Genomic DNA, 25022 nt, shown 5'->3' with positions numbered 1-25022 from the left:
CCTGATGCCAAGGGGATTCCCGATAGGCTGTCTGAGGATGACAATCTCCGTGATCCAAGGGCTGCCGCGCTGGACGTTGGCTGTGCCGCCGCTGGCCTTCATCGTCCTGCTCGTGACCTGGGGTCGCGACCTCAACACGGTCCTGCTGATCCTGGTCTGTCTCGGTCTCGGCGCCGCGGTGATCGCCGCCGTCCACCATGCCGAGGTGGTCGCGCATCGCGTCGGCGAACCGTACGGAACGCTGATTCTCGCGCTGGCGGTGACGATCATCGAGGTCGCACTGATCGTCACGCTGATGGCGTCGGGCGGGGAGAAGGCCGCGTCGCTGGCCCGCGACACCGTGTTCGCCGCGGTGATGATCACCTGCAACGGGATCCTCGGGCTGGCTGTCGTTGTCGGCTCGCTGCGGCACCGGGTGCAGGAGTTCCGCGTGCAGGCGTCGTACTCAGCGCTGACGGTGATGACGGCGTTGGTCACGTTGAGCCTGGTGCTGCCGACGTTCACCACGAGTGCCCCGGGGCCGCGGTTCAGTTCGGCGCAGCTCGCGTTCGCCGGCGTGACGTCGCTGGTGATGTACGGCGTCTTCGTGTTCGTCCAGACGATCCGGCACCGGGACTACTTCCTGCCGGTGCGCTCCGACGGCGATGTGGACGACGACGAAGACCATCACGCGGCGGCGCCGAGCGGGAGGACCGCGCTGCTCAGCCTTGGGTTGTTGTTCGTGTGTCTGATCGCAGTGGTCGGGCTGGCCAAGACCGTGTCGCCGAAGCTCGAGTCTGCGGTCGAGTCGGCCGGCGCTCCGCTGGCCGTCGTCGGCGTCGTGATCGCGCTGCTGGTGCTGCTGCCGGAGACGGTTGCCGCAGTACGTGCCGCACTGCGGAACCGCCTCCAGACCAGCGTCAACCTGGCGCTCGGCTCAGCGCTCGCCAGCATCGGACTGACCATCCCCGCGATCGCGGTCGCGTCCATCTGGCTGAGCGGACCGCTCGTCCTCGGGCTCGACGGCAAGGAGATGGTGCTGTTCGCGCTGACGGTCGTGACCGCGTTGCTCACCCTCGCGACCGGGCGCGCCACGCTGCTCCAAGGGGCCGTTCACCTCGCGGTGTTCAGCGCGTTCCTGTTCCTTGCGGTAAGCCCGTGAGGTAGTCGATCACCGCCTGCTGGTGGTTGTGCTCGGCCCAGCCGAGCGCGTTTCCGTTGTAGTTGGGATCACGCAGTTCCGGGTCGGCGCCGAGTTCGATCAGCTTCTTGACCGTGTCGAGGTGACCGTTGAGTGCGGCGCGATGGATCGGCGCCGACCCACCCGAGATCCGGTTCAGGTCGAAGCCGAGCCGCTGCAGAGGCTCCAGAGCTTCGGTGCGGCCGATCTCGGCGGCTCGAACGGGCAGGTGACGTTGGCGTGCGACCGCCCGCGCGGCCAACCCGGCATCGACGTCCGGTGTCTCACCACGCATCGCTGCGGCGTACACCTGCTCGATCTCGTCCAGCGGCGCCGCTCCCCGCGTACGGAGCAGCTCTGCGATCTCCGCATGACCTTGGACCGCCGCGAGGACGTACGGTCGGCCGCCGCCGTAGACCGGATGCCTGGTGCCGGTGCCTTCGGGATCGGTGCCTTGGGCAAGCACCAGTTCGGCCCGGTGGAGCAGACCGGCCCAGGACGCGAACACCAGCTCGTCTTCCAGCAACTGTTGCGGTGTCGGGTGTGCGGTCGTCATCCGTTCATGCCACGGACCACCGTCGCCGCGGCCCAGTCCGTACTCGAGCAGGATCTCCAGGTGCACGTCGTCGTACGGCGGGGGACAACCGGGACCGCAGTTGTACATGGTCTGGCTGTCGTTCGGGTCGGCGCCGGCGTCCAGCAGCACGCGGGCGAGCTCGACCCGATCGGGGTGCGGTGGCTGGTCGCCCTCGCCGCGGCCGAAGACGCCGGTGATCGCGGTGAACGGTGACGGCAGGCCCTGCCAGAGGTAGCCGGCGTCAGGGTCGGCGCCGTTCTCGAGGAGGAGACGCGCGATGTCCACCTGGTTCGGGGCCTCCAGACGGTTGTAGGCGAGGTAGAGCAACGGCTCCCAGCGGTACGGTCCGCCTTCCCGGGCGGCGTCCGACAGGTTCGCCCGTACGGCGTCGATGTCGCCGGCAACGACCTGGGTGTAAATGTTGCTCTGGGCAACCTCTGGGAACTGGTCGAGCAGATCGCGTGCGGATCGTTGGCGGGCCGGATCGTCCTGCCCGTAGTGCAGGGTCGCCAGGCGGAGGAACTCGTCGGCGCGTTGCTCCGGCGTGTCGAGCGGGCCGCCGACGGTCTGACGATGGGGTGACCGGCTGTACCGGTCGACCAGCTCCAGATGCCGCACGATCCGCGGCCAGCTGGGGAATCCGTAGCTGCGGGCAATCACCAGTTGTGCGTCGGCCAGTGTCTGCACCGGATGGAACTCGTCCGCGAGTGCGATCGCCTCGCGGTCCCCGGCGCGGACGCCCTTGAGCAGGGACTTGGCCTGCTTGCGAAGGTGTTCGAGGTGTGGGTCGTCCGGAAGATTTCGGGTCGGCATCACCGACCTCCTCTCTACGAGCCTGCTGTCCGCGTCGTCAGGCGAGAAAGGAGGTGAACAACTGCCACAACCGTGCTCATTTCAGGTGGGCTGAGCCCTTCCCGCGGACCGGTGGCACCCTGAGTGCCTGTCCGCGAGCCTAGCTCAGAGCGGCTTTTCCATCCACCACTCGGTGAACTCGTGTGCCCGGTCCCGGTCCAGCCGGATCACCCACAGGTTGCTGAACTCGCCCGGCGGATTGGTCAGGTACGTCGTCCAGCCGCGGACGAATCCGACCCCGTCGCCGAACCCGAGCACCTCGTACTCGAATGTCGTCTCGCCCGGCCCGTCCGCGATGTCGAGCCAGGCGGCCACGATCGCGTCCCGCCCGAGCACCGGAGCCTCGTCCGGCCGCCGGTACCAGGCGGCGTCCTCGGTCCAGAGCGCGGCGATGTGTGCGGGATCGTTGGATTCCCACGCCTTCCGGTACCGCTCGACCCAGCGGTCGAGGTCCTTCTCCTTCACGAGATCCGCCGGTGGTTCAGTACGACGGCGGCCGGCGCCGCGAGTACCTCCGGGTGTTCGCGCGGGTCGGCGTCGTACGTGACGAGGTTGCCGGCGCCGGACAGGCCGAGGAAGTCCTGGGCGCCGGTCGAGGCGGCCGTGAGGGCCTGCTCGACGGAGAGCCCGTGCTGCACCAGGAGGTCGATCTCCGCGGCGACGGTGCCGACCACGTCAGATCCGGTCAGCACGCGGACGCCGTACCGCTCGGTGAGCGGGAGGAGCGCCGCGAGGTGCTCGGAGCGAGCCTGCCGACGGGACGACTGCTCGGGCGTCTCTTGTGGCTGCGCGGCGACCGAGGCGCAGAGCGTCGGCGTCCAGGCGCCGCCACGGGCGCCGAGCGTCTCCAGATCCTGCTCGGTGAGCGCGGTTCCGTGCTCGACGGAGTCGATGCCGGCCCGGATCAGGCCCGTGACGTGGTCGGTATTGACGTGCGCCGCGACGCGGACGTTGCGGGAGTGGGCCAGCTCGACGAGGGCCTCGACCAGATCCAGGTCGTAGGTCGGGCTGACTTTGCTGCCGCGGATCGGGCCGTCCGGACCGACCTCGGGGAAGTCGCCGACGAGCTTCAGCCAGGTCGCGCCGTCGGCGATCTCAGCCTCGACCGCGGCCAGCAGATCCTCCGGAGCGACCGGCTCGTACGCCTGTGGGAAGTACCGGCCGTGCGGCGCGAGGAACCGGCCGGCCGCCAGGACCAGCGGGCGGCTGTCGTCGGCGGACCGGGCCAGCTCCAGGGTGACTTCGCGGTTGCCGCCGACGTCGCGGACCGCGCTGACACCGGCGCCGGCGAGTTCACCGAGTCGCTCGGCCGCGAAGTCCGGGCCGCGCAGCACCGGCCCGTTCGGGCCTGGGGTCATGGTCAGGTGGCAGTGCGAGTCGACGAAGCCGGGTACGCCGTACCGGCCGGGCAGCAGCTCGCCGATCTCGCCGGGACCGAACGTGACGCGTGCGGTGTCGCCGGTCGGGAGGACGGTTCCGTCGAAGACCCAGGTCGTCATGGTCGTCAATCCTGCCTCAGTGGAGATCCACGTCACGCCGGCATTGACTTGAACATGTTCAAAAGAGCGGCGTACCGTCAGGGTCGACAGGGATTTGAACGTGTTCAAGAAGTGGGGACGGAATGAACATGACGGTGACGACGTACCTGGTCTATCTGGCCATCGCGGTGCCGCTGACGATCTGGGTCGCGCGGACGCTGAGCCGCAACGGGCGGATCTTCCTGGTCGACGTGTTCCACGGCAACGAGGACTTCGCCGACGCGGTGAACCGGCTGCTCGTGGTCGGGTTCTACCTGATCAACCTCGGGTTCGTGACGCTGTTCCTGCGCGGCGGGGACGCGGTCGAGGACGCGCGCGGGGTGTTCGAGCAGCTGAGCGTGAAGCTCGGGATCGTGATGCTCGTGCTCGGGGTGGTGCACCTGGGCAACGTGTGGGTCTTCAACTCGATCCGGCGGCGCAGCCGGCTGGAGTCGCTGCCGACCCCGCCCGTACCGCCCAACGACACCGTCCAGCCGGTCACGATGACCGAGCACGCCGCGCGGTACGGATATTGAAGGCCGCCGAACCGTGCGTGAGTTGACGGTCCTGTACGACGCCCACTGCGGACTGTGCCGCCGGTTCAAGGACTGGTTGGCGGCGCAGCGGCCGGCGCCGAACGGGGAGGGCGGGGTGGTGCGCCTACGGTTCGTCGCGGCGGGGTCGGCGGATGCGCGGGCGCTCTACCCCACGCTGGATCACGACGCGACCTTGCGCGAGGTGACGGTGGTCGCCGACGACGGGTCCGTGTACGTCGGCGATCGCGCGTGGATCGTGTGCCTGTGGGCCACGGGGGAGCACAGGCACACCGCCGTACGGCTCGCCAGTCCGGCGATGCGACCGGTGGCGCGGGCGATGGTGCAGGCAGCCGCGGGACTGCGGCGGTTGAGTGGAGGTGACTACGCTGACGGATGTGACGGACAGTGCGACCGCGAAGGGTGAACAGACGCGCGAACTGATCCTGTCGACCGCACTGCGGCTGTTCCGGGAGCAGGGGTACGGCAAGACGACGATGCGCGCGATCGCCACCGAGGCCGGTGTGTCAGTGGGCAACGCGTACTACTACTACGGCTCCAAGGACCACCTGATGCAGGCGTACTACGACCTGCTCCAGGACCAGCACCGGTCAGCCATCGAGGACCTTCTTGCTGTGGAGAAGGCGTTTGTGCCGCGGCTGGCCGGTGTACTGCGGACCTGGTTGGAGGTGGCCGCGCCGTACCACGAGTTCGCGGGAACGTTCTTCAAAACGGCGGCCGACCCGACGAGCCCGCTGTCGCCGTTCAGCGACGAGTCACGGCCCGCGCGCGACGCCAGCGTGGAGATCTTCCGCCAGGTGGTCGAAGGCTCCGACCTGAAGGTGCCGGCCGATCTGCGCGCGGAACTCCCCGAGCTCCTCTGGCTGCTGCAAATGGGGGTAGTCCTGTTCTGGGTCCACGACAAGAGCGACGACGTACGCCGTACTCGCGCGCTGATCGATCGCGTCGTACCGCTGGTGGACCGGCTGCTTCGGCTGACTCGCATTCCCGGCGTGCGCGGGGTCGTCAACGATGTGGTTGGTCTGATCCATTCGATCAAGCCATAAGTGTTGGACCCCCACGCATGCACAACCCCGCATTCTGACGAGCGCTACCGCTCAAGCCGTCGCGTCCGCGCGACTTATGCATGCGTCTGCGACCAACCAGATCATTCGCCGGTGGTGCCGTCCAGGCGTTCGCGGACGAGGTCGGCGTGGCCGTTGTGGCGGGCGTATTCCTCGATCATGTGGATGTAGAGGTAGCGGACGGAGTACGCGCCTTCGTGACCCGGGCGGGTGAACGTGTCGTCGAGCGCGTACTTCGCGGCCAGGGTGTCGGAGGTTTTCACGAGCTGGCGGAAGTCTTCGACGTCCTGCTCGGCCTGGGTGGGGTCGGCGAGGTCGAAGTCGCCGTCGGGGTGTTCCGCGGTCCAGTACTTCGGTGGCGAGTCGTGGCCGGCGAGGGCGCGGTGGAACCAGTACTTCTCGACCTCGCTCAGGTGTCGCACCAGCCCGATCAGCGACATGCTGGACGGATCCACGGTGCGCTGGACCAGCTGTTCGCCGGTCAGTCCGGAGACCTTCCAGAGCAGCGTGCCGCGGTGGAAGTCGAGGAATCCCTGCAGGAGTACCCGCTCGGCGGCGGCGGTGGGTGGGTCCACCCGGAACTCTGTCGTCACAGGCAGAACCTAACCCGTGTGACGAGGGTCCTGTGAATATCCAGCCGATGTCGGCCTCCGGTGCCGTAGACTAGGTCTGACGGCCCGCCCAGTTCTGCCTCGGGCCGGAGTGCGCAACTACATTGCGCCAGCAGTCGACCACCACGCGCCGCGGCCCACCAGGCCGCGCCGGGCAGGACGACCCCCGACTTTTGGAGTACTTCTATGGCGGCCCGCCGCCCCTCGTCTACAACCACGCCCAATCAGTCCACATCCCAGCGCCGCACCCCGAGCGCGACCACGCAAGGCTCCGGCGCATCCGCGCCGGGCTCTGCCGCGTCCACTCGGCCGCGCCGCCGGCGCCGTTCAGGTGCCACTCGCAACAACCAACCGGCCACCGAGGTCGTAGTTGCCGAGAGCAATGATTTCGACACGGTCGAGACGGTTGCCCTCGACAACCGTACGTTCGCGGAGCTCGGCGTACCGGCTCCGCTGGTCGCCGCACTGGACGCGTCCGGCGTGACGAACCCGTTCCCGATCCAGGCGGCCACGTTGCCGGATTCCCTGGCCGGTAAGGATGTTCTCGGTCGCGGCCGGACCGGTTCCGGCAAGACCTACGCCTTCGTCCTGCCGGTGCTGGCACGACTCGCCGCGAGCACGGCCAAGCGCCGGCCGAACCAGCCGCGGGCGCTGATCCTTGCGCCGACCCGTGAGCTCGCCACCCAGATCCAGGCCTCGATCACTCCGCTCGCGGACACGCTCGGCCTGCGGTCGATGACGATCTTCGGTGGCGTCGGGCACGGCCCGCAGATCAACGGCCTGCGCAAGGGCGCCGACATCGTCGTCGCCTGCCCGGGCCGGCTCGAGGACCACATCCAGGCTGGTCACGCGAAGCTCGGCGCGGTGGAGATCACCGTGCTCGACGAAGCCGACCACATGGCCGATCTCGGCTTCCTTCCCGCCGTACGCCGGATCCTCGAAGCGACCCCTGCCACGGCGCAGCGGCTGCTGTTCTCGGCCACGCTGGACGCCGGCGTCGACGTTCTGGTCCGGCGCTTCATGACCGACCCGGTCACGCACAGCGTCGACTCGGCGCGTTCGCCGGTCGCCAAGATGACGCATCACGTCCTGCACGTCCAGCCGGACACCCGGCTCCCGGTGCTGGTCGATCTGACCGCGGCGCCTGGGCGCACCCTGGTATTCACGCGGACGAAGTACGGCGCCAAATCGCTGACCAAGAAGCTGATCTCCCAGGGCGTCCCCGCGGTCGAACTGCACGGGAACCTGTCCCAGGGCGCCCGGACGCGGAACCTCGAGGCGTTCTCGGACGGGACGGCGAAGACCCTGGTCGCGACCGACATCGCGGCCCGCGGCATCCATGTCGACAATGTGACCCTGGTGATCCACGCCGACCCGCCGATCGAGCACAAGGCGTACCTGCACCGCTCCGGCCGGACGGCGCGCGCCGGCGCCGAGGGGACCGTGGTCACGCTGATGACCGACGACCAGGTCCGCGACGTCCGCGACCTGACCCGCAAGGCCGGCATCGCTGCGACCGTCACCAAGCTCACCACCGGCGACCCGCTGCTGACCGAGCTGGCCCCCGGCGAACGCACGTACGTCGAGCCGGCGGCCAGGCCGGTCCAGCCGGAACGGGTCGCGAGCTCGGGCGGCAACGGATCGGGCCGAGGCAACCGCCGTCGGCGCGCTTCGGGCTCCGCTCAGCCGACGACGGGCAAGCGGTCAGGCCAAATGGCCCAGGCGGCCGGTGGCTCGCGGGGCTCCGGGCGCTCCAAATCCCGCGCCGGCTCGGGCGGCCCGAAGAGCTACACCACGAGTACTCCGGGGTCGGCGGCTCGTCCGGCCGGTGCCGCCGCGTTCTCCGCGGGCTCGCGCGCCGGTAGCTCCCGCCGAGGTCGCTGACACCACCGGTCGCTCGTCGAGACGACAGGGTCCAGGCACCCCGGAACGGTTACGTTAGTTACGTGATTCGTACTGTTCTGGGGGACCTGAGGCCCGACGCGCTCGGTATTTGTGACTCGCACGACCACCTGTTCTTCCGCTCGGCCGCGTTACCTGGGCAGGAGCTGGACGACGAGGCCGCCGCAGTGGCCGAGGTACGCGCGTTCGCGGACGCGGGCGGTCAGGCGATCGTGCAATGGACTCCGCACGGACTGAACCGGCGCGCCGAGCTACTGCCCGGAATCTCAACGGGCACAGGCGTTTCGGTCGTCGCAGCGACCGGCCTGCATCGGCGTGAGCACTACCCCGAGGGGTTCGTCGACAAGGTGCAGGATCAGCTGGCGGAGATCTTCGTCCGCGAGTTGACGGTCGGCATCGGCGACAGCCAGGTGCGCGCGGGCCTGATCAAGGTGGCCAGCGGTTTCCACGTTCTCGACGCGCACGCGGAGCTGGTGATGCGGGCAGCGGCCGACGCGCATCACGCCACGAACGCATCGATCGCGATCCACCACGAGCTGGGCTCCGCCGCGGACGCCGTACTCGATCTGCTCGTCGACACGCTCGACGTACACCCGGGTGCCGTCATCCTCGGGCACCTCAACCGCTTCCCGGATCATCGTGTTCACCTCGAGTTGGCGGAGCGAGGAGCGTGGCTGGCGTTCGACGGGCCGTCGCGGGCCAACAACGCCACCGACCCGCGGATGACGGACTGCCTGGCCGCGCTGATCGACGCCGGGTACGCCGACCGGCTGCTGCTCGGCGGCGACACGACGACCGCTCGCGCGCGGGCCGCGACCGGGGAAGGCCCGGGCATGCCGTACCTGCTGACGCACCTGCGGCCACGGATCACGCGGTACTTCGGTGCGGACATCGCGGACGCCGTGTTCCGGAACAACCCAGCGCGTGCCTTCACCACGGATTGGCGGGCGTAGCGGTACCTTCCCGGCATGAGCGTGATCGCGCAGGTCTTCGTGGTGATTGCCGGGGTCTTCCATGTGCTTGTGTTCGCCATGGAGAGCCTGCTGTTCCGGAAACCGAGTACGTACCGGCGGTTCCTGGTCAAGGACGAGACCGAGATGGCGGCCGCGCGGCCGTGGGCGTTCAACCAGGGCTTCTACAACCTGTTCCTGGCGGTCGGCGCGCTCGGCGGTCTGATCTGGGGTGGCGACAAGGGCCACGCCATCGCCCTGTTCGCCTGCGCGTGCATGGCCGGGGCCGGCGTCGTACTCGTCGCCTCGGATCGCCGGATGATCCGGGCCGCGGCCACGCAGGCCGTCCCACCGATTGTTGCCCTGGTGCTGGCCGCCTTGACTTAAAGTGCACTTGAGGACGGAGTCTTCTCGGCATGACCATCGCTGCCGAGCCGGCCACCGAAACAGCCACCGATACGGGTGGCGTCCTCTCCCCGAAGTACCGCGCACTGACGGTCGGCATGGTTGCGCTGATCACCCTTGTCGCATTCGAGTCGCTGGCGGTCGCGACGGCGATGCCGACGGTGGCGCAGGCGCTCGACGGTCTGCCCTTGTATGCGCTCGCTTTCGGCGGCCCGCTCGCGTCCGGTGTGGTCGCGATGGTTGTCTCCGGCACCTGGAGTGACCTGAAGGGCCCGACCCGGCCGCTCTGGCACGGTACGGCGTGGTTCCTGCTCGGACTGGTCATCGCCGGGCTCGCGCCGACGATGGAAGTCCTGGTCGCGGGCCGGATCATCCAAGGCTTCGGCTCCGGCCTGCTGACGGTCGCGCTGTACGTCGTCGTCGGCCAGCTGTACCCGGCGCGGCTGCGTCCCCGGATCTTCGCGGCGTTCGCGACTGCGTGGGTGGTTCCATCATTGGTCGGTCCCGCGATCGCCGGGCTGATCGTCGAGCACGCGAGCTGGCGGATCGTGTTCCTGGCCGTACCCGTGATCGGGATCCCGGCTGCGCTGGTGATGCGGCCCGGGCTGGCGCGTGGCATCGAGCACGAGCCGCGATCCGGGAAACTGTGGGACAAGCGGGCGATGTGGGCGGTCGCGGCCGCGGTTGGTGTCGGGCTGCTGCACTACGGCGGCCAGCAGCGCGGCGTACTCGAGGTGGTTCTGTTGGTGATCGGCCTGGCCGGCGTGATCGCGTTCGGACCGCGCCTGCTGCCGTCCGGGACGTTCGTGTTCGGGCGTGGGCTGCCGTCGGTGGTCGCGTTGCGTGGACTGGTCGCGGCGTCCGGGTTCGGTGCTGAGGTCTTCCTGCCGCTGATGCTCACCCGGGAGCGTGGGCTGTCGCCGGCGTTGGCGGGTCTGGTGCTGACGGTGAGCGCGCTGAGCTGGTCGGCGGCGTCCTGGTACCGCGGACGGCCGAACCAGCCGTTCTCGCACGGAGTGTTCCTGCAAGCCGGGATGGCGCTGATCGTGCTGGGCATCGCCACCGCGGTCCTGACGCTCGACCCGCACGTCCCGGTCCTCGTCGGCGTCCTCGGCTGGAGCCTGACCGGGCTCGGGATGGGGACCGTCTTCCCGACCCTCTCGGTCCTGGTCCTGGAGTACTCCGAGCGGGACGAGCAGGGCGCGAACAGCTCCGCGGCCCAGCTCAGCGACTCGTTGTCCACGGCAACCGTGCTGGCGATCGGCGGATCGTTGTTCGCGGCAATCGAACCGCATTCCGCCGTGACGGCGTACCTGGTGGCGTTCGGGTTCCCGGCGTTCCTCGCGCTGCTCGGTGTGCTGGCGGGTCGGCGTACTACTGCTTAGCGCCCGCTACTCCTTGGCGCCGGTCACTGCGATGCTGGCGCCGAGGCCGATGATCATCAGGCCTCCGGTGCCGCCGACCAGCTCGAGCCGGCGCGGTGAGCGGGCGAACCACTCGCGCGCCGTGCCGGCCACGACCGCCCAGACGCTGTCCGAGCAGAGCGCGATCAGGATGAAGATCAGCCCGAGGATCAGGATCTGCGTCCACGCCGGGCTGCTCGCACCCTTGTCCACGAACTGCGGCAGCGCGGCCGCGAAGAACACCGCGGTCTTGGCGTTGGTCACACCGACGAGGAAGCCCTGGCGCACGGTCTTCCGGCTACTGCCGGGCTTCGCCTCGCCCGCGAGCGCCTCCGCCAGCGACTTCCGGGTCCGGAACGCATGGACGCCGAGATAGATCAGGTACGCCGCCCCGCCGAGCTTCACCACGGTCAGCGCGATCGCACTGGCCGCGATCAGCGTGCCCAGCCCGAGCGCGATCAGAACCAGCATGACGGCGGCGCCGAGCGTGTTCCCGACCATGGTCAACACGGCTTCTCGACGCCCGACCGCGAGCGCGCGCCCGACGATGAACAGCACACTCGGCCCCGGAACGACGATGATGATGAACGCGGTGATCGCAAACGCAACCAGGTGATGAGCAGACGGCATTTCCCCAGAGTAAATGCGACGGCGTCGCGCCGCAGCTGGAAATCCACAGGCTGGTACGGCCGCTTCCCGAAGGGGTCGGCCTCGCGGGCGTGGTGGGATAGATCACCGGCGCGCCGTACCGCGTTGACCGGGCTCCGGGCTGGGCCCTACGGTTCGAGGGACAACCTGCGGTGCCATGAGGGAAGCCGGTGAGAGACCGGCGCGGCCGCGCCACTGTGAGCGAGTTTCGGCTCGTAAGTCAGGACGCTCGGGCATCAGCAGCCTTTCTAAAGGGGACGCGCACTTCCCCAGGAGGTTCAGTCAGATGGCAGCTCCTGCCCAGTCGGTCGCCGTACCGGCGCTCTCGCCCAAGCTCCTCGTCGCCGCGATGGTCAGCGTCGGCCTGATGCTTCTGCTCGCCTATCTGGTCGGTTTCGACCAGGGTGCGGTCTCCCGTTCCGGGATGTACCTGCACGAGCTGATGCACGACGGTCGTCACCTGCTCGGCGTGCCCTGCCACTAGACGACATGCGCACCTTCGGATCGCTCCTGGTGCGCGGACTGATCGTCGGACTCTTCGCCGGCCTGCTGGCCGGAACGTTCGCCTACGTGATGGGCGAGCCGCGTGTCGACGCGGCGATTGCGATCGAAGAAGCCGGCGCCGCGCACTCACATGACCATGGCGACAGCGCTGAGCCTGCCGCCGAAGAGAAGCCGCTCGTCAGCCGCGAAGGCCAGAAGGCCGGCTTGTTCCTCGCCACCAGCCTGTACGGCGTCGCGCTCGGCGGCATGTTCGCCGTGGCGTTCACGCTGCTCCGCCGCAAGCTCCGGACCGGCAACGACGCGTACGCCGCGCTCGGTCTGGCCGCGGCCGGGTTCATCGGCATCGTGCTGGTTCCGTTCTTCAAATATCCACCGAATCCACCGGCGGTCGGTGATCCGGACACGATCACCCGGCGCACCGTCACGTACCTGCTGACCCTCGTGATCGGCCTGCTCGCGGTCTGGGCCGGCGTCGCCCTGTCCCGATGGGCCGCCCGGTACGGCGACATCGCCCGCCTCGCGGGTGGTGTGGTCGGGCTGGTCGTGACCGTCGTCGCGGCGTACCTGATCCTGCCGCGAATCAACGAGGTTCCGGAGACGTTCCCCGCTACGCTGCTCTGGCAGTTCCGGTTCGCCTCGCTCGGTACGCAGGCGACGCTGTGGCTCCTGCTCGGGTTCGGGTACGCGGCCGCGGTCGACCGCCGGCCGATCCGAACGAAGGTGGCTGCCGCTTGACGGCTCTGACAGTGATCGCGCACGCCCTGACACCCGCGCTGCGTGGGCTCGTGCTCGGCGGCGACGCCGAGCCGGATCCGGCGAGTGTCGAGGCAGTGCGCGAGCTGAAGCTCTCGGCCGACGCCGTGTACGCCGGGCCTGAGCGGGCCGCCGTACAGACCGCCTCCGCGCTGGGGTTCGACCCGGTCGTGGAGGCGGCTCTGCGGGACCGTGAGTACGGCGAATGGGCCGGGCGCGACCTGGAAGACCTGCTCGGGACCGACCCGTCGCAGGTGTCGGCGTGGCTGGAGCGACCGCACACCGCGACACCCGGCGGCGAGACCGAGAACGACGTGATCGCCCGCGTCGCCGACTGGCTGGGCGACCTGGCCGAGCGCCACGGCGACCGCGGTTCGGTGATCGCGGTCGTCCACCCGGCAGTTGTCCGGGCGCTCGTGCTGTACGTCGTCGATGCCCCGGCGGAGTCACTCCGGCATGTCGACGTGCGGCCGCTGGCCACGGTCAATCTCTCCCTGCACGCCGGTTCTTGGTCCCTCGCTCTCCACTGAACGACGGCCAAGGCTCTGCCCCGGCGATATCCACAGATCACTGATTGACGGGTGCGCGAGGCCTCGTCGCCTGGCAGACTGCGGTCAGTCCGGTCTCACGCCCAGGTGACCGGCTGTCACGGGGAGTCATGTCATGCAAGACCTGGCTGAGCGGTACCGCGCCAATCTCGAGCTGCTGGAAGCTGCCCGCGTCCGCCTGCAGGCGGCAGTCGACGCCGGTACGGCGAGCGACGCCCAGCGGCGACGGCTCGACACCGTCAAGGAACTGCTCACCCCGGTCAGCACCACCGAGGTGGATGCCGACGGCAACGTGGTCGAGGTCGAACGGCCGCGCCAGTTCCTCAAGGTCGATCCGGAAGGGCAGGGCCGTGCGGTCGAGGTGCTGGGCAACGTCCAGCAGGCGAAGAACGTCGCGGTGCTCGTCCCCGGGATGGGGAACAGCCTGGACACCTTCCGCGGGCAGTCTGACCGTGGCGACCTGATCCGGCAGGAGGCCGGGCCTTCGGACACGGCTGTGGTGGTGTGGCTCGACTACGACTCGCCCCAGGGTTTGGTGGAGGCCGCGAGCAAGGACGCGGCGCTCGAGGGCGGGCCGCGGTTAGCGGAGTTCCTCAACGAGCTCGACGAGTTGAAGGCGCCCGACGCCGAGGTCACGGCGGTCGCGCACTCCTACGGCACCGACGTACTCGGTCAGGCGCTGCTGGCCGGCGGGCGGGCGAAGCGCGTGGTGATGACCGGTTCGCCGGGAATCACGAAGTACGTCGACGAGGCCGCCGATTTCGTCCAGCCGCCGAGCCGCCTGTACGTCGAGCGCGCGCCGGGGGACTACGTCGCGTACTCCGAATGGCACGGGCCTGATCCGGCGACGTTCTCCGACGCGATCCGGATGGCGACGAACGATCCGATCGCCAACGACGAGGCGGTGTCGGTGCACTGGCATAACGAGTACTACCGGCCGAACAGCGAGGCGCTCCGCAACATCGGGCGGGTGGTGCGCGGCGACTTGGGTTCGATCACGACGACCGACACCAGCCGATTCGCCGAGACGAAGCTGGTTCTCGGCGCTTCGTGGGGCGGTCCGTTGAACGCAGTCGCCGGAGCGGCGTCGAAGGTGTACGACGGTGTCGTGCCCCTCATCAGACCTTCGCGAGACTCCGCCCGAGCCGCGGCCGAATCAAGTGCGGGCGGGCGCCAGAGCGGCGCTGAATTGGATGCTGCCGCCGGCGGGGAAGGCGCTGCTCGCGGGATCGGGGTGTCGCGAAGGCGGCGGGCGGAAGGGCCGCGGCGATGACGGGCGGGCGGGAGTTCCTGCGGGGCGAGTTGGTCGCGGTGGCGGCAGCCGTCGTACCCGATCAGCGGCCGGTGGTCACGCACGACCCTGGACCGGTGAACCCGGGTGTGCTGTTCGACGGTCGTGGCGCAGCCACCGTATGCCGGGTCAGCGTCGAGACGGGCGATCCTTCGGGGTCCGACCCGGCGGCCGCCGTCGATGCTGCGGCGGAGGCGTTCCGGTCCCGAGGGTGGACGGCGGAGGTCTCCGCGCCAGAGAACGGTCATTACCGCCTGGCGGCAACGCGGGACGGGTTCGAGGTCGCCGTCCACGCGTGGGCGACGGACTGGCGGATAACGTTCACCGGAGAGACACCGCTCGTTTCTTGACGCCAAAACGCGGCGTGGTGTCGCGTGGGTTGGCTGCACGGTGTATCACGGATACCGTGACGCTGACCGAAGCCCGCAACTACCTCCGCTCGGAGCTCCTGGCGGTGGCGGCGATCGTCGTGCCGGACCAGACACCGAGGGTCACCCAGGACGTTGGCCCGGCCAATCAGGGCGCCCTCTCCGACGACCGCGGCCGCGAGTCCGTCTGCACGATCACGGTCCAGACCGGCGATCCCACCACCCCCGACCCGGTGGCGAAGATCAGCTTCACCGCCGAAACCCTCGAGGCCCGCGGCTGGAAGGTCACCGTCTCCGACGTGACCGACAACCACCACCAGCTCACCGCCCGCCGTCAGGGCTACGACCTGACCGTCGACGCCCACACCACCGACTGGCGCCTGACCTTCACCGGTCAAACCCCGTACGTCGACGACCTCTAGCCGGTACGTCGACCCGCGCTATGCAGCCGCCCTCTCGTCGCTACGCTCCTCGGCGCGCCTGCTACGCCCGCTTCCCACCCACCCCCGGCTCAGCGCCGGTGCATCCGTCCCGGCTGCCGCGGGAGCTTGCGGGCTGCCGCCCGGGGTGAGGGCCTGGTCGGCGCTCCTTGTGAGTTGAGCCTGGTTGTGGGTACCGCGGTCGCGTGTGACCACTGTCAGCGAACCGGCTGCTGTGGCGGAAACCGCGTATTACTCCTGCGACGCGTCGCGTCCTACTCAGGGGAGTCAGCGAACAATTCGACGATCTGGGCTTGTGCCGTAGGCGGAATGACGGTCGAAAATACGATCTGGCCGTAGGCAACGTCTACGCCCATTGCGCCGCCTGGTTCTATCTGCCAGTCTTCGTGAGGTATGTCTGGAACGGCGTCAAGAACGATCGCCAGGATCGCCGGGTTGATGAATCCTTCCGCAGCGATCGCAAGGTATGCCTCTTCTTCACGCGCTCGCACGCATGCCTTGAGGACGTAGTTCGAGAACTCCGCGCTGACGACCTTCCCGCTGGTGAGGGAGTCATAGATCAGCCGGCGTGTGAGGTCTCTGATAGCACGGCTCGCTTGCAGAGCGATCTCGGCGTCTAGTCGCTTGAAGTCGATCTCTTGAGGCAACAGATGGGCAGTGCTGACGTGCCCGCTGCCCGTTCCTGCGCGAGAGGCTTCGGCCTCGATGCTCTTGTAGAAGTCGGTTCTACTGTCTGACTTCCGCTCGCCTGCAGCGCAGATCCACCACCACGCGTCAGTTGCGGTGAGCAGTTCCAGGTGGCTGGTGTCCTCAGACCCCAGCTTCGTCGCAGCGCCGCGATAGTTCATGACGACGGAAATTTTAATCCGATGTCCGTGAGGCAACGCTTGGTCGGCCGCACGCCACCTTGTTCGGCGGCCGTCATGAATCAGAGCCTTTGGTAGCTGATGTTCTGCGCATTTGGTCTCCCCCATTGCGCGATTCAGCTAGTTTGGCTCATCCACCCCACCGATGTCATCTAGCTCGGCCGTTGACAAATTGGTCAGTAGGCGGACAGAACTTGCTGCGGTGCCGTCCAGTTGGCCGAGAGCCTCTAGGACACCGCGCTGGATCTGGTCGCGATGGTTCTCTATGTACTCGCGCACCGCCTCATCGACGACATCCTTCTTGGATGTGCCGAGGAAGTGCGCGGCATGCGTGATGAGCTTGTCAGTGCGTGCGTCAACCTTGATCGGGGCGTTAGCCATCTCAGCCTCCCCTGTCGCCTAGCCAAGGTGGTCAAGTACCAAAGTACCCTAGTAGTCCAGTCGCAGCAAGCGGCTGAGCGTCACCTCGGCAATCAGCTGGGCGGGTCAACGAGGGCCATCCACCGGAAGCGGTCCCGTTTCAATCGTTCCTTCGAGGGTCTCCCCATGACCACAGCCCGGCACCCGACAGACGCCGACCAAGTCTTCGACCGCGCGGTAGCGCGCACCCGCGGGGTCGACCGCAGTTCAGCTGGTTGCCGCGCGTTCGGCCGCGCTGCGGAGTACGCAGAATTCGTTGCCTTCGGGGTCGTGCATGATGACCCAGCCGGTGCCGTCGGGTTCGCGGTGGTCGGCGTAGATGGTGGCGCCGAGGGTGAGGAGCCAGGCGACCTCTTCGTCGCGGGTGGTGTCGGGCTCGAGGTCGAGGTGGAGGCGGTTCTTGACGGCCTTCTCGTCGTTGTTCTGTTCGAACAGCAGCGTGACGGAGTCGGTCACCACGGCGGCGTACGGGTCGCCGGGGTGGTCGTCGTCGGGGCGGTCGGCCTTGAGGACCTGCAGCCAGAAGCCGGCCAGCTCGTACGGGTTGTGGGTATCGAACGTCACCGTTCGCACGCGGGAAGTCATGCGCAGAGGTTACTTCTGGAAGACCAGGCGGTCGCCGGGAATTTCGGTCGCCAGGTACGGCGCGAAGCCGGCGGCGACCGCGAGGTCGGTGAGGGCGGGCGCGGTCCAGCGGTGGACGTGGATGTTCATCGGATGGCCGCCGTATCCGGACGTCTTGTGGGTGGTCTCCTCGCCGACGTGGAAACCCATCAGCAGGACACCGCCGGGAGCGAGCACCCGGTAGAACTCGGCGAAGGCCTGAGGTACGACGTCGCGGGGCAGGTGAATGATCGACCACCAGGACACGACACCCGAGGCGGAGCCGTCGCCGAACTCCAGCGCGGTCATGGTGCCGACGCGGAAGTCGAGGTCCGGGTGGTCGCGGCGGGCGACCTCGATCATCCCGGGCGACAGGTCGATGCCGGTCACCTGGAGACCGCGCCTGGCCAGCAGGCCGGTTGTCCGTCCCGGTCCGCAGCCGACGTCGAGCACGGTCCGTCCGCTGCCCGCGACGAGCTTCGCGAGCAGGTCGAAGGCACCGTCCTCCCAGTCGGCGCCGTCCACCACGAGGTCGGCGTACGAGGTGGCGACGGTGTCGTAGGAAGTGCGGATGTCGGCCAGGAAGTCTGTCACCCGGCCGACCCTAGAGCCGGCCGGGGACAGTTTTCAGGCCTTGCCGAGGGACTGCGTCTGCCGGCCGAGCCCGTCGATCTCCAGCTCCATCGTGTCGCCGGGAGACAGGTACGGGAACCGGCCGGACAGGGCCACGCCCTCCGGCGTACCGGTGTTCACGATGTCGCCGGGGCTCAGCACCATGTACTGCGAGAGGTCGCGGATCAGCGCCGCCACCGAGAAGATCATGTCCGCGGTGCTCGAGTCCTGCCGCGGCTCGCCGTTCACCCACGACTTCAGCCGAAGGCCCTGCACATCCGAGATCTCGTCAGCCGGCACCAGCGCAGGACCGAGCGGGTTGAACGTCTCGCAGCACTTGCCCTTGGACCACTGCCCGCCGGACACCTCGATCTGGAAGGTGCGCTCGGACACGTCGTTGGAGACGGTGTACCCGGCGACGCAGGCGAGCGCCTCCTCGTCGGTCTCGACGTACCGGGCCTGCTTGCCGATGACGACGGCGAGCTCGACCTCCCAGTCGGTCTTGGTGGAGCCGCGCGGGACGAGTACGTCGTCGTTCGGGCCGACGACGGTGTTCGGGTGCTTGAAGAACACGATCGGCTGCTTCGGCGGCTCGGCGCCGCCCTCGGCCGCGTGCGCCGCGTAGTTCATGCCGATGCAGACCACCGCGCCCGGCCGGGCGATCGGCGCGCCGACCCGCAGACCCTCGGTGCCGGCCACCGGCAGCGAGCCGGCCTCGAGCGCCGCGCGGGTCCGGGCGATGCCGTCGGCGGCGAGGAAGGCGCCGTCGATGTCGGCAGTGACAGAGCTCAGATCGTGAACGGTGCCGTCGGCGGCGCGCACGTACGGGCGCTCCTCGCCGACTGCCCCGAGGCGGAGCAGTTCCACAGGTGTCTCCCCTGAATCAGTCTTGATCGAAGATGGGCCGCAGGCGGGCGCGCGAGGCTTCGATGTGCGACCGCATCGCCGCGGCCGCCTCCTCCGGGTTGCCCTTGCGGACCGCGGTCACCACTACCTTGTGCTCTCGCAACGCCTTCGTCGCGATGCCGCCACCGTAGTACAGGCGGAACAGGTGCAGGTGGCAGTGTGTCCGCTGGAAGGACAGCCGGGCGGTCTCGTTGCCGGCCAGCTCCAGGACCAGGTCGTGGAACCGCTGGTCGTGCGCCGCCATCGCCCGATAGCTCTCGTACGACGGGCGGTCCGGTACGTCGGTGTAGCTGAGCATCTCGGCCTTCAGCCGGGCCAGGTCGTCGGAGCCGGCCCGCTCAGCGGCTCGCCCGGCCGCCCACGGCTCGATGTGCAGCCGGTACTCGAACAGGTCCTCGAACTCATCACGGGTCAGCCGGGACGACACCCGGTACCCGCGGAGCGGCTCCTTGATCACCAGGCCGTCGGACTCCAGCCGGGCCAGCGACTCCCGGATCGGGGTCTGCGAGATGCCCAGCTCGCGGGTCAGCGCGTCGATGTTCAGCCGGGTGCCCGGCTCGACCACGCTGTCCATGATCAGGCCCTTGACCGTCTCGTACACGTCGTCGCTCAGCACCTGTCGCTGGGGCAGGCGGGCGAGCTGGCCCGCCAGGCCCACATGCGCATCCGTCACTGTCACTCCTCCCGGAAGCATCATTCTGCCCCACACTTGACGGCTCCAGTGTGAAGCGGGAGCATCAGGTACGCAATATCCTATAGGATCTGGAGCCGCCCCATGGTGATCAGAGTTCGCCGGACCGTCTTGAGCTGCCAGTGAGCACGATCACCAAGGCTGAGGCCTACCTGGTCGATCTCGAGGTCGAGACGGTACGCACCGACGCCGTACAAGCGTTTCTGAAGCAGGAGACGATCTTCGTCTCCTTGTCGACAACTGACGGGCTGACCGGCCTCGGGTACTCGTACACGATCGGCACTGGTGGCACCGCCGTACTGGCGTTGCTGCGGGACCACCTGCTGCCCAGACTGGTCGGCAAGGACGCGCGGAACGTCGAAGCGCTCTGGTCCGACCTGTTCTGGTCCACGCACGCGACCACGGTCGGTGCGATCACTTCACTCGCGCTGGCGGCCGTAGACACCGCACTCTGGGACCTGCGCTGTCTGCGGGCCGGCGAGCCGCTGTGGCGACTGGCCGGCGGTTATCGGCAGCAGGTGCCGCTGTACGACACCGAGGGCGGTTGGTTGCACCTGACAACCGATGAGCTCGTCGCTGGTGCACTGGCCTCGCAGAAGGCCGGGTGGCCCGGTGTGAAGCTCAAGGTCGGCAAACCGCGCGTCCATGAGGACGTGGAGCGGCTGCGGGCAGTGCGGGACGCGGTAGGCCCGTCGATGGACATCATGGTCGATGCGAACCAGTCCATGACGTACGCCGAGGCGAAGCGCCGGGCTGCTGCATTCGAAGCGGTTGACCTGTCCTGGTTCGAGGAACCGCTGCCGGCCGACGACGTGACCGGACACGTGCGGTTGGCCGAGTCCACGTCGATCCCGATCGCTGTGGGCGAGTCGCTGTACTCCGTATCGCAGTTCCGGGAGTACGTCGCTGCAGGCGGTGCCGGGATCGTGCAGGTGGATGTGGCGCGGATCGGTGGGGTCAGTCCGTGGCTGAAGGTCGCGCATCTGGCCGAGACGTTCAACCTCGAGGTCTGTCCGCACTTCCTGATGGAGCTGCACGTCAGTCTGACCGCTGCGGTGCCGAACGGCCGGTACGTCGAGCACATCCCGCAACTGCGGGCGATCACGCGCTCCGAGATGGCTGTGGTCGACGGCCAAGCGGTGGCGCCCGACGTACCCGGTCTGGGGATCGATTGGGACCAGGACGCGATTGACGATCGGCGTGTCGGATGATGGGCCGACATGTCATCAACGCCGAGGGGACAAGTGCAGCATGAGTCGAGTTGATGCGCATCACCACGTCTGGGATCTGGGCGTTCGCGAGCAGACGTGGATGGTGGGCCCGGAGTTGGATCCGATCCGGCGGAACTTCTCGATCGAGGACCTCGCACCGCTCGCCGCCGCGGCCGACATCACGTCGACAGTGCTGGTGCAGACGGTCGGGCTGGTCGACGAGACCGTCGAGTTCCTGGAGATTGCCGCCAGCAACGATCTGGTGGCAGGTGTTGTCGGTTGGGTCGACGTGACCGCCGAAGATGTTGGCGAGGCGCTCGACGGGCTGCTCTCCCGTCCCGACGGATCTTATTTGAAGGCGATCCGCCACCAGGTCCACGACGAGCCGGATGACAGCTGGCTGCTGCGCCCCGACGTACAACGCGGTCTGACTGCCATTGCGGACGCCGGCCTCGCGTACGACCTCCTCACCAGGACACCTCAGCTCCCCGCTGCGATCCGAACCGCCCGCAACCTGCCGCAACTCAGCTTCGTCGTCGACCACATCTCCAAGCCGGTCATCGGCGAACCCTTGGACCCCTGGGCCACCCAGCTCCGCGAGCTCGCCGCCCTCCCGAACGTCACCTGCAAACTCTCCGGCATGGTCACCGAGGCCCCCTGGACCACCTGGAAGCCGGCGGACCTCCAGCCGTACGCCGACGTAGTACTGGATGCCTTCGGCCCGGACCGGGTCATGTTCGGCTCCGACTGGCCCGTCTGCCTCCTGTCCGCCTCCTACGACCAGGTCGTCGAAGCCGCCGAGACCCTCACCGCCAACCTCACGCCCACAGACCGCGAGGCAATCTTCACCACCACCGCCACCCGCACATACAACCTGTAGGCGGCTCACCGAGGATTGGGGCATGGAGCTTCGGGCGGTTGAGCGTGAGGTCGGGGCGTTTCAGCAGTCGGTGAGCGCTGCCGAGATCGAGGCGGTCTGTCGGCGGGCGTTCGGGCCGGGCACCGCGCCGACGGCTGCTGTCGAGCTGGGACTGGGGGCGTACAACAACGTCTACCGCGTGGAGTTCGGCGGGCGGACCGAGCCGGTGATCCTGCGATTCGCGCCGGCCGAGGAGGACCAGTTCGGGTCCGAGTGGCGGGTGATGCGGAACGAGTACGCCGCGACGCCTTGGCTGGCGGTGGTTGCGGAACTGATGCCGCGGGTGCTGGCCGCGGACTGGTCGCACGACCTCGTCGACCGCGATTGGATGATCCAGAGCTGCCTGCCCGGGATCCCGGCGCCGGAGGGTCTGGGTCAGTACCCACGGTCGGGGCGTACGACGTTCTTCCGGCAGCTCGGCGCGATCGCCCGCTCCATCCACGACGTACGCGGACCGTACTTCGGCCGGGTGGACGGCGGCCCGGCGTACAAGTCCTGGAGTGAGATCCTGATCGCGTCCTAAACGCAGATCGCCGACGACCTGGACCCCGCCGCGCCCGAGCCCCTGATCTCCGGGGTCCTGGACTTCGACCGAGCCGAGTTCGGCGATCCCGCCGCCGATTGGACCATCCGGATGGCCCAGGCCAAATCCGACGAACGAGAAGCCTTCTGGGAGTCGTACGGCCCCCTGGACTGCTCACCCGCCGCCCTCTGGCGAGCCAGCATCTACGAGGCCCGCCACCTAGCCGCCCTCCGCCTCGAACGCCTCCGCCTCACCAAGCCCGAAGCCGTCCGCGAATCCTACGAAGCAATGACGAAGATCCTCACCGAGCTCGGCTGAGGCTCTCCTCCGTGCTCCTGGCCGCCGCCTCGATGAGCGGCGTTAGCCACGGCGGCCGGAGCGAGTTGCGAAGTTGTCGAGCGCGGTGATCACCTCACGCGCGATCCACGCCCGATCACGCTTTCCAGTCGAGATCTGCTTCAGGATTCCGGCCTCGACCAGCTGGTCGACGGCACGTTGTGCGGCCGGCTGTGAGACACCCAGGTGCTGCTGGATGTGTTTGACGGCGACAGCGGGCTGGCTGAGCAGGTGCGGTAGGAGCCGACGGGCGGCCGAGCCCTTTCGTGATGGGAGATTGTGCTGCCATCCGGCGTAGATCTCGGTGAGGTCGGCGACCAGGCGCCGTCCGTTACCGACCGCGGCGAAGGAGGCACGGCTGAACTGCGTGATGATCGGCGAGGGGTTGCCTTGCCGGTACGATCCGAGCGCAGCGAAGTAAGCCTCGGTATCGGTGAGCAGACCGGCCGAGACTGGGACGGTCAGACGCCGCGTCACGCCGGACCGGCGCAGCATCGCGTGGACCAGAGTTCTGCCGGTACGGCCGTTCCCGTCGTTGAACGGGTGGATCGTCTCGAACTGAGCGTGGGCGATCGAGACCTGGGTGAGGACCGGGATGTCGGTCCGCTTGCAGAAGGCGACCAGATCGTCCATCAACGCCGGGACGCGCTCGTGCCGGGGCGGGACGAACGTCGCGGTGTGGGGGGTCGGACCGCCTCCGATCCAAACCTGGCCGTCCCGCAGTCGCCCAGGACCCGCAGAGGCCTGGCCATGCATCAGGGCGCGGTGAGCGGCGATGATCGAGCCGGTACTGAGGTTGTCTGCCAGGGCGATCGCCCTCTGCATGGCCTCGACGTTGGCGGCGACCATTCGGGCGTTCTGGCCCGACGACTCGTTCAGGGTCGCGATGGCCAAGGCCTTCGCCCCTGCGGTGACACCTTCGATCTGCGAGGACGATGCCGACTCGGTGCGCAGCAGGACGACGGCGAGTGGGGCGAGCTCTGCGTCAGCTCGCGGAAGGGAGTTGGCCAGTTCGCCGTCGAAGTGGGAGATCTCGACCAGCGCGTCCTCGGCCTCGGTGGCGAGCGCGGACGGGATGTCGAAGTCCATGCCTGAGATCGCCGGCGGGATCGCCGCGAGGTACGGGCCCTGCGCCTCTGCCCGTTCGCGACGGGACATCGGGGTGTCGGCCCCGTCCCAGGTGCAGCGCTCCCAGCCGACCGACAACTGGGTGTCTGCGGGTTGGTTCACGCCGGCCACTATACAACTTTTCTGGAATAAAGTTATATACGCCGCTCGGCTGGAGGCGCGACGTCGGTCGGCGGGACGAATTCGACGCGGACGCCGAGGAGGCGAATGGGGCGGCGGATCTCGAACTTTTCCAGCAGGGCGAGGGCGGTGGCGGCGATGACGTCCGGGTCCTGGGTCGGGGACTTGAGTTTGCGGCTCTTGATCGGGGTGTAGAAGCTGATGAAGCGGAGCTTCACCCAGACGCGCTGGATCGTGCGGCCGTCGGCGACGACCTCGCGGGTGACCTCTTCGGCGATGCGGCGGAGTTCGCGCTGGATGTCGGGGAGCTCGACCAGGTCCGCGGCGAAGGTCTCCTCGTGGCTGCGGGAGACGGGTTCGCGCGGGACGTCGGTGACCTGGGTGTCGCCGAGACCGCGGCCGAGGGCGGCGTACCAGGCGCCCATCTTGGGGCCGAAGCGTTGCTTGAGGGCCTCGACGTCCGCGGCGGCGAGGTCGGCGACGGTGGTGATGCCGAGTTCGTTGAGGTTCTTCTCCATCCGGCTGCCGATGCCCCAGAGATCGCGGATCGGGCGGTGGTTCATCACCTCGCGCCAGTTGGCGGCCGTGAGTCGGTAGATGCCGGCCGAGGACCCTTCGCCGGCGCCGGTGAAGGGTTCGGCGTGGGAGCGGGTGTGTTTGGCGAAGTTGGTGGCCAGCTTGGCGCGCGTCTTGTTGTCGCCGATGCCGACCGCGCAGGTCAGCGAGGTCTGAGCCTCCACGGCGGCGCGCAGCGAGGCGGCCAGCGCCTCGGGGTCGTCGGTCTCGGCGCCGACGAAGCACTCGTCCCAGCCCCACACCTCGACCACGACCGGGAACGCGCGGAGGGCGTCCATCACCTCGACGGACGCCGCCTCGTACGCCGCCGGGTCCGACGGCAGGAACACCGCCTGCGGGCACTTCTTGTACGCCGCCCGCACCGGCATCCCGGAATGTACGCCGTACTCGCGCGCCTCGTACGACGCTGTGGCGACCACCTGCCGTGGTTGGGTCGGATCGCCGGACCCGCCCACCACGACAGGTAGCCCACGCAGCTCAGGCCGCCGCCGGATCTCCACGGCCGCGATGAACTGATCCATGTCCACGTGCAGGACCCACCAGCTCATACCGCACAGGTAACCAC

31 protein-coding genes and 1 riboswitch are annotated in these 25022 nt (G+C 68.5%); of the genes, 18 read left to right on the top strand and 13 right to left on the bottom strand.

The features are described from left to right. The first annotated feature begins 37 nt into the window (after nt 1-37). On the top strand, nt 38-1141 hold the full coding sequence (locus tag OHA18_RS13520) for a calcium:proton antiporter (protein WP_329004407.1): 1104 nt from the start codon (nt 38-40) through the stop codon (nt 1139-1141). On the opposite strand, the gene OHA18_RS13515 is transcribed toward OHA18_RS13520, so the two are convergent. From OHA18_RS13515 to OHA18_RS13505, 3 genes are all read right to left on the bottom strand, one after another. Beyond that, nucleotides 1107-2549 (bottom strand): ankyrin repeat domain-containing protein, encoded by a 1443-nt coding sequence (locus OHA18_RS13515; protein WP_329004406.1) that lies wholly within the window; start codon nt 2547-2549, stop codon nt 1107-1109. The two genes, OHA18_RS13520 and OHA18_RS13515, sit on opposite strands and share 35 nt — an antisense overlap. A gap of 144 nt (nt 2550-2693) precedes the next feature. Beyond that, the gene (locus OHA18_RS13510; protein ID WP_329004405.1) at nt 2694-3053 is read right to left on the bottom strand and encodes a YybH family protein; all 360 of its coding nucleotides are present in this window, start codon (nt 3051-3053) and stop codon (nt 2694-2696) included. After that, nucleotides 3050-4087 carry an amidohydrolase family protein gene (locus OHA18_RS13505; RefSeq protein WP_329004404.1) on the bottom strand — a complete coding sequence of 346 codons (1038 nt, stop codon included), beginning with the start codon at nt 4085-4087 and terminating at the stop codon, nt 3050-3052. The genes OHA18_RS13510 and OHA18_RS13505 overlap by 4 nt, the downstream gene beginning before the upstream one ends. A 122-nt stretch (nt 4088-4209) precedes the next feature. Here OHA18_RS13505 and OHA18_RS13500 point away from each other — a divergent pair, with 122 nt between their 5' ends. From OHA18_RS13500 to OHA18_RS13490, 3 genes are read left to right on the top strand one after another with little or no spacing between them, the layout of a single operon-like run. Further along, entirely contained in the window at nt 4210-4641 is a 432-nt protein-coding gene (locus OHA18_RS13500) for a hypothetical protein (protein WP_329004403.1), read from the top strand. A 13-nt stretch (nt 4642-4654) separates the two neighbouring features. Further along, on the top strand, nt 4655-5065 hold the full coding sequence (locus OHA18_RS13495; protein WP_329004402.1) for a thiol-disulfide oxidoreductase DCC family protein: 411 nt from the start codon (nt 4655-4657) through the stop codon (nt 5063-5065). Next, nucleotides 5037-5705 carry a TetR family transcriptional regulator gene (locus OHA18_RS13490; RefSeq protein WP_329004401.1) on the top strand — a complete coding sequence of 223 codons (669 nt, stop codon included), beginning with the start codon at nt 5037-5039 and terminating at the stop codon, nt 5703-5705. Before OHA18_RS13495 ends, OHA18_RS13490 begins: the two co-directional genes overlap by 29 nt. Before the next feature lie 101 nt (nt 5706-5806). Here the strand turns inward: OHA18_RS13490 and OHA18_RS13485 are convergent, their stop codons facing one another. Beyond that, nucleotides 5807-6316 (bottom strand): DinB family protein, encoded by a 510-nt coding sequence (locus OHA18_RS13485; protein WP_329004400.1) that lies wholly within the window; start codon nt 6314-6316, stop codon nt 5807-5809. Nucleotides 6317-6520: 204 nt separating this feature from the next. Here OHA18_RS13485 and OHA18_RS13480 point away from each other — a divergent pair, with 204 nt between their 5' ends. The 4 genes from OHA18_RS13480 (at nt 6521) to OHA18_RS13465 (ending at nt 10976) form a co-directional block, all read left to right on the top strand. Next, the gene (locus OHA18_RS13480) at nt 6521-8218 is read left to right on the top strand and encodes a DEAD/DEAH box helicase (protein ID WP_329004399.1); all 1698 of its coding nucleotides are present in this window, start codon (nt 6521-6523) and stop codon (nt 8216-8218) included. 62 nt (nt 8219-8280) lie between these two features. Further along, complete coding sequence (locus tag OHA18_RS13475; protein ID WP_329004398.1) at nt 8281-9189, top strand: phosphotriesterase family protein; 909 nt, start codon at nt 8281-8283, stop codon at nt 9187-9189. Between the two features lie 15 nt (nt 9190-9204). Continuing rightward, complete coding sequence (locus tag OHA18_RS13470) at nt 9205-9573, top strand: DUF1304 domain-containing protein (protein ID WP_329004397.1); 369 nt, start codon at nt 9205-9207, stop codon at nt 9571-9573. Nucleotides 9574-9602: 29 nt separating this feature from the next. Beyond that, on the top strand, nt 9603-10976 hold the full coding sequence (locus tag OHA18_RS13465) for an MFS transporter (RefSeq protein WP_329004396.1): 1374 nt from the start codon (nt 9603-9605) through the stop codon (nt 10974-10976). Between the two features lie 6 nt (nt 10977-10982). Here the strand turns inward: OHA18_RS13465 and OHA18_RS13460 are convergent, their stop codons facing one another. After that, nucleotides 10983-11624, bottom strand: a complete 642-nt coding sequence (locus tag OHA18_RS13460) for a LysE family translocator (protein WP_329004395.1) — start codon at nt 11622-11624, stop codon at nt 10983-10985. A 180-nt stretch (nt 11625-11804) separates the two neighbouring features. Further along, a riboswitch (cobalamin riboswitch) is annotated at nt 11805-11871 on the top strand. 57 nt (nt 11872-11928) lie between these two features. Between OHA18_RS13460 and OHA18_RS13455 the strand changes: the two genes are divergently transcribed. From OHA18_RS13455 to OHA18_RS13430, 6 genes are all read left to right on the top strand, one after another. Beyond that, nucleotides 11929-12126 carry a CbtB domain-containing protein gene (locus OHA18_RS13455; protein ID WP_329004394.1) on the top strand — a complete coding sequence of 66 codons (198 nt, stop codon included), beginning with the start codon at nt 11929-11931 and terminating at the stop codon, nt 12124-12126. A 5-nt stretch (nt 12127-12131) separates the two neighbouring features. After that, nucleotides 12132-12881 carry a CbtA family protein gene (locus tag OHA18_RS13450; RefSeq protein ID WP_329004393.1) on the top strand — a complete coding sequence of 250 codons (750 nt, stop codon included), beginning with the start codon at nt 12132-12134 and terminating at the stop codon, nt 12879-12881. Further along, nucleotides 12878-13429, top strand: coding sequence for a histidine phosphatase family protein (locus tag OHA18_RS13445; RefSeq protein WP_329004392.1), 552 nt, complete (start codon nt 12878-12880; stop codon nt 13427-13429). The genes OHA18_RS13450 and OHA18_RS13445 overlap by 4 nt, the downstream gene beginning before the upstream one ends. A gap of 133 nt (nt 13430-13562) precedes the next feature. Beyond that, complete coding sequence (locus OHA18_RS13440) at nt 13563-14720, top strand: alpha/beta hydrolase (protein ID WP_329004391.1); 1158 nt, start codon at nt 13563-13565, stop codon at nt 14718-14720. Further along, nucleotides 14717-15088, top strand: a complete 372-nt coding sequence (locus tag OHA18_RS13435) for a hypothetical protein (RefSeq protein WP_329004390.1) — start codon at nt 14717-14719, stop codon at nt 15086-15088. The genes OHA18_RS13440 and OHA18_RS13435 overlap by 4 nt, the downstream gene beginning before the upstream one ends. Before the next feature lie 56 nt (nt 15089-15144). After that, nucleotides 15145-15528 carry a hypothetical protein gene (locus OHA18_RS13430; protein ID WP_329004389.1) on the top strand — a complete coding sequence of 128 codons (384 nt, stop codon included), beginning with the start codon at nt 15145-15147 and terminating at the stop codon, nt 15526-15528. A gap of 272 nt (nt 15529-15800) precedes the next feature. Here OHA18_RS13430 and OHA18_RS13425 read toward each other — a convergent pair whose 3' ends face one another. From OHA18_RS13425 to OHA18_RS13400, 6 genes are all read right to left on the bottom strand, one after another. Further along, nucleotides 15801-16394 (bottom strand): hypothetical protein, encoded by a 594-nt coding sequence (locus OHA18_RS13425; protein ID WP_329004388.1) that lies wholly within the window; start codon nt 16392-16394, stop codon nt 15801-15803. A gap of 138 nt (nt 16395-16532) precedes the next feature. Further along, entirely contained in the window at nt 16533-16793 is a 261-nt protein-coding gene (locus tag OHA18_RS13420) for a hypothetical protein (protein WP_329004387.1), read from the bottom strand. Nucleotides 16794-17039: 246 nt separating this feature from the next. Further along, complete coding sequence (locus OHA18_RS13415) at nt 17040-17417, bottom strand: VOC family protein (RefSeq protein WP_329004386.1); 378 nt, start codon at nt 17415-17417, stop codon at nt 17040-17042. 9 nt (nt 17418-17426) lie between these two features. After that, complete coding sequence (locus OHA18_RS13410) at nt 17427-18029, bottom strand: class I SAM-dependent methyltransferase (protein WP_329004385.1); 603 nt, start codon at nt 18027-18029, stop codon at nt 17427-17429. A gap of 33 nt (nt 18030-18062) precedes the next feature. After that, nucleotides 18063-18914, bottom strand: coding sequence for a fumarylacetoacetate hydrolase family protein (locus OHA18_RS13405; protein WP_329004384.1), 852 nt, complete (start codon nt 18912-18914; stop codon nt 18063-18065). Nucleotides 18915-18930: 16 nt separating this feature from the next. Continuing rightward, the gene (locus tag OHA18_RS13400; RefSeq protein WP_329004383.1) at nt 18931-19626 is read right to left on the bottom strand and encodes a GntR family transcriptional regulator; all 696 of its coding nucleotides are present in this window, start codon (nt 19624-19626) and stop codon (nt 18931-18933) included. A gap of 140 nt (nt 19627-19766) precedes the next feature. Here OHA18_RS13400 and OHA18_RS13395 point away from each other — a divergent pair, with 140 nt between their 5' ends. From OHA18_RS13395 to OHA18_RS13380, 4 genes are all read left to right on the top strand, one after another. Next, a complete protein-coding gene (locus tag OHA18_RS13395) occupies nt 19767-20855 on the top strand; it encodes a mandelate racemase/muconate lactonizing enzyme family protein (protein WP_329004382.1) in 1089 nt (362 codons plus the stop codon). A gap of 40 nt (nt 20856-20895) precedes the next feature. Then, nucleotides 20896-21735, top strand: coding sequence for an amidohydrolase family protein (locus OHA18_RS13390; RefSeq protein WP_329004381.1), 840 nt, complete (start codon nt 20896-20898; stop codon nt 21733-21735). A 22-nt stretch (nt 21736-21757) separates the two neighbouring features. Next, nucleotides 21758-22297 (top strand): phosphotransferase family protein, encoded by a 540-nt coding sequence (locus tag OHA18_RS13385; RefSeq protein ID WP_329004380.1) that lies wholly within the window; start codon nt 21758-21760, stop codon nt 22295-22297. Nucleotides 22298-22408: 111 nt separating this feature from the next. Further along, nucleotides 22409-22615: a hypothetical protein gene (locus OHA18_RS13380; RefSeq protein WP_329004379.1), complete on the top strand. Its 207-nt coding sequence runs from the start codon at nt 22409-22411 to the stop codon at nt 22613-22615. 42 nt (nt 22616-22657) lie between these two features. Here OHA18_RS13380 and OHA18_RS13375 read toward each other — a convergent pair whose 3' ends face one another. Continuing rightward, nucleotides 22658-23863: a Fic family protein gene (locus OHA18_RS13375; RefSeq protein WP_329004378.1), complete on the bottom strand. Its 1206-nt coding sequence runs from the start codon at nt 23861-23863 to the stop codon at nt 22658-22660. Between the two features lie 32 nt (nt 23864-23895). Further along, nucleotides 23896-25005, bottom strand: coding sequence for a DNA polymerase IV (locus OHA18_RS13370; protein ID WP_329004377.1), 1110 nt, complete (start codon nt 25003-25005; stop codon nt 23896-23898). Between the last annotated feature and the right edge of the window lie 17 nt (nt 25006-25022).

The organism is Kribbella sp. NBC_00709, assembly GCF_036226565.1.
Classification (GTDB): Bacteria; Actinomycetota; Actinomycetes; order Propionibacteriales; family Kribbellaceae; genus Kribbella.
This window is presented reverse-complemented; position numbering and strand designations above follow the sequence as displayed.

Excerpts from the sequence above, each read along its gene's own strand:
- OHA18_RS13520 (WP_329004407.1), top strand. The coding sequence starts at position 38 with ATGACAATCTCCGTGATCCAAGGGCTGCCGCGCTGGACGTTGGCTGTG.
- OHA18_RS13515 (WP_329004406.1), bottom strand. The coding sequence starts at position 2,549 with ATGCCGACCCGAAATCTTCCGGACGACCCACACCTCGAACACCTTCGC.
- OHA18_RS13505 (WP_329004404.1), bottom strand. The coding sequence starts at position 4,087 with ATGACGACCTGGGTCTTCGACGGAACCGTCCTCCCGACCGGCGACACC.
- OHA18_RS13500 (WP_329004403.1), top strand. The coding sequence starts at position 4,210 with ATGAACATGACGGTGACGACGTACCTGGTCTATCTGGCCATCGCGGTG.
- OHA18_RS13480 (WP_329004399.1), top strand. The coding sequence starts at position 6,521 with ATGGCGGCCCGCCGCCCCTCGTCTACAACCACGCCCAATCAGTCCACA.
- OHA18_RS13470 (WP_329004397.1), top strand. The coding sequence starts at position 9,205 with ATGAGCGTGATCGCGCAGGTCTTCGTGGTGATTGCCGGGGTCTTCCAT.
- OHA18_RS13465 (WP_329004396.1), top strand. The coding sequence starts at position 9,603 with ATGACCATCGCTGCCGAGCCGGCCACCGAAACAGCCACCGATACGGGT.
- OHA18_RS13460 (WP_329004395.1), bottom strand. The coding sequence starts at position 11,624 with ATGCCGTCTGCTCATCACCTGGTTGCGTTTGCGATCACCGCGTTCATC.
- OHA18_RS13455 (WP_329004394.1), top strand. The coding sequence starts at position 11,929 with ATGGCAGCTCCTGCCCAGTCGGTCGCCGTACCGGCGCTCTCGCCCAAG.
- OHA18_RS13450 (WP_329004393.1), top strand. The coding sequence starts at position 12,132 with ATGCGCACCTTCGGATCGCTCCTGGTGCGCGGACTGATCGTCGGACTC.
- OHA18_RS13440 (WP_329004391.1), top strand. The coding sequence starts at position 13,563 with ATGCAAGACCTGGCTGAGCGGTACCGCGCCAATCTCGAGCTGCTGGAA.
- OHA18_RS13435 (WP_329004390.1), top strand. The coding sequence starts at position 14,717 with ATGACGGGCGGGCGGGAGTTCCTGCGGGGCGAGTTGGTCGCGGTGGCG.
- OHA18_RS13425 (WP_329004388.1), bottom strand. The coding sequence starts at position 16,394 with ATGAACTATCGCGGCGCTGCGACGAAGCTGGGGTCTGAGGACACCAGC.
- OHA18_RS13420 (WP_329004387.1), bottom strand. The coding sequence starts at position 16,793 with ATGGCTAACGCCCCGATCAAGGTTGACGCACGCACTGACAAGCTCATC.
- OHA18_RS13415 (WP_329004386.1), bottom strand. The coding sequence starts at position 17,417 with ATGACTTCCCGCGTGCGAACGGTGACGTTCGATACCCACAACCCGTAC.
- OHA18_RS13390 (WP_329004381.1), top strand. The coding sequence starts at position 20,896 with ATGAGTCGAGTTGATGCGCATCACCACGTCTGGGATCTGGGCGTTCGC.
- OHA18_RS13385 (WP_329004380.1), top strand. The coding sequence starts at position 21,758 with ATGGAGCTTCGGGCGGTTGAGCGTGAGGTCGGGGCGTTTCAGCAGTCG.
- OHA18_RS13380 (WP_329004379.1), top strand. The coding sequence starts at position 22,409 with ATGGCCCAGGCCAAATCCGACGAACGAGAAGCCTTCTGGGAGTCGTAC.
- OHA18_RS13370 (WP_329004377.1), bottom strand. The coding sequence starts at position 25,005 with ATGAGCTGGTGGGTCCTGCACGTGGACATGGATCAGTTCATCGCGGCC.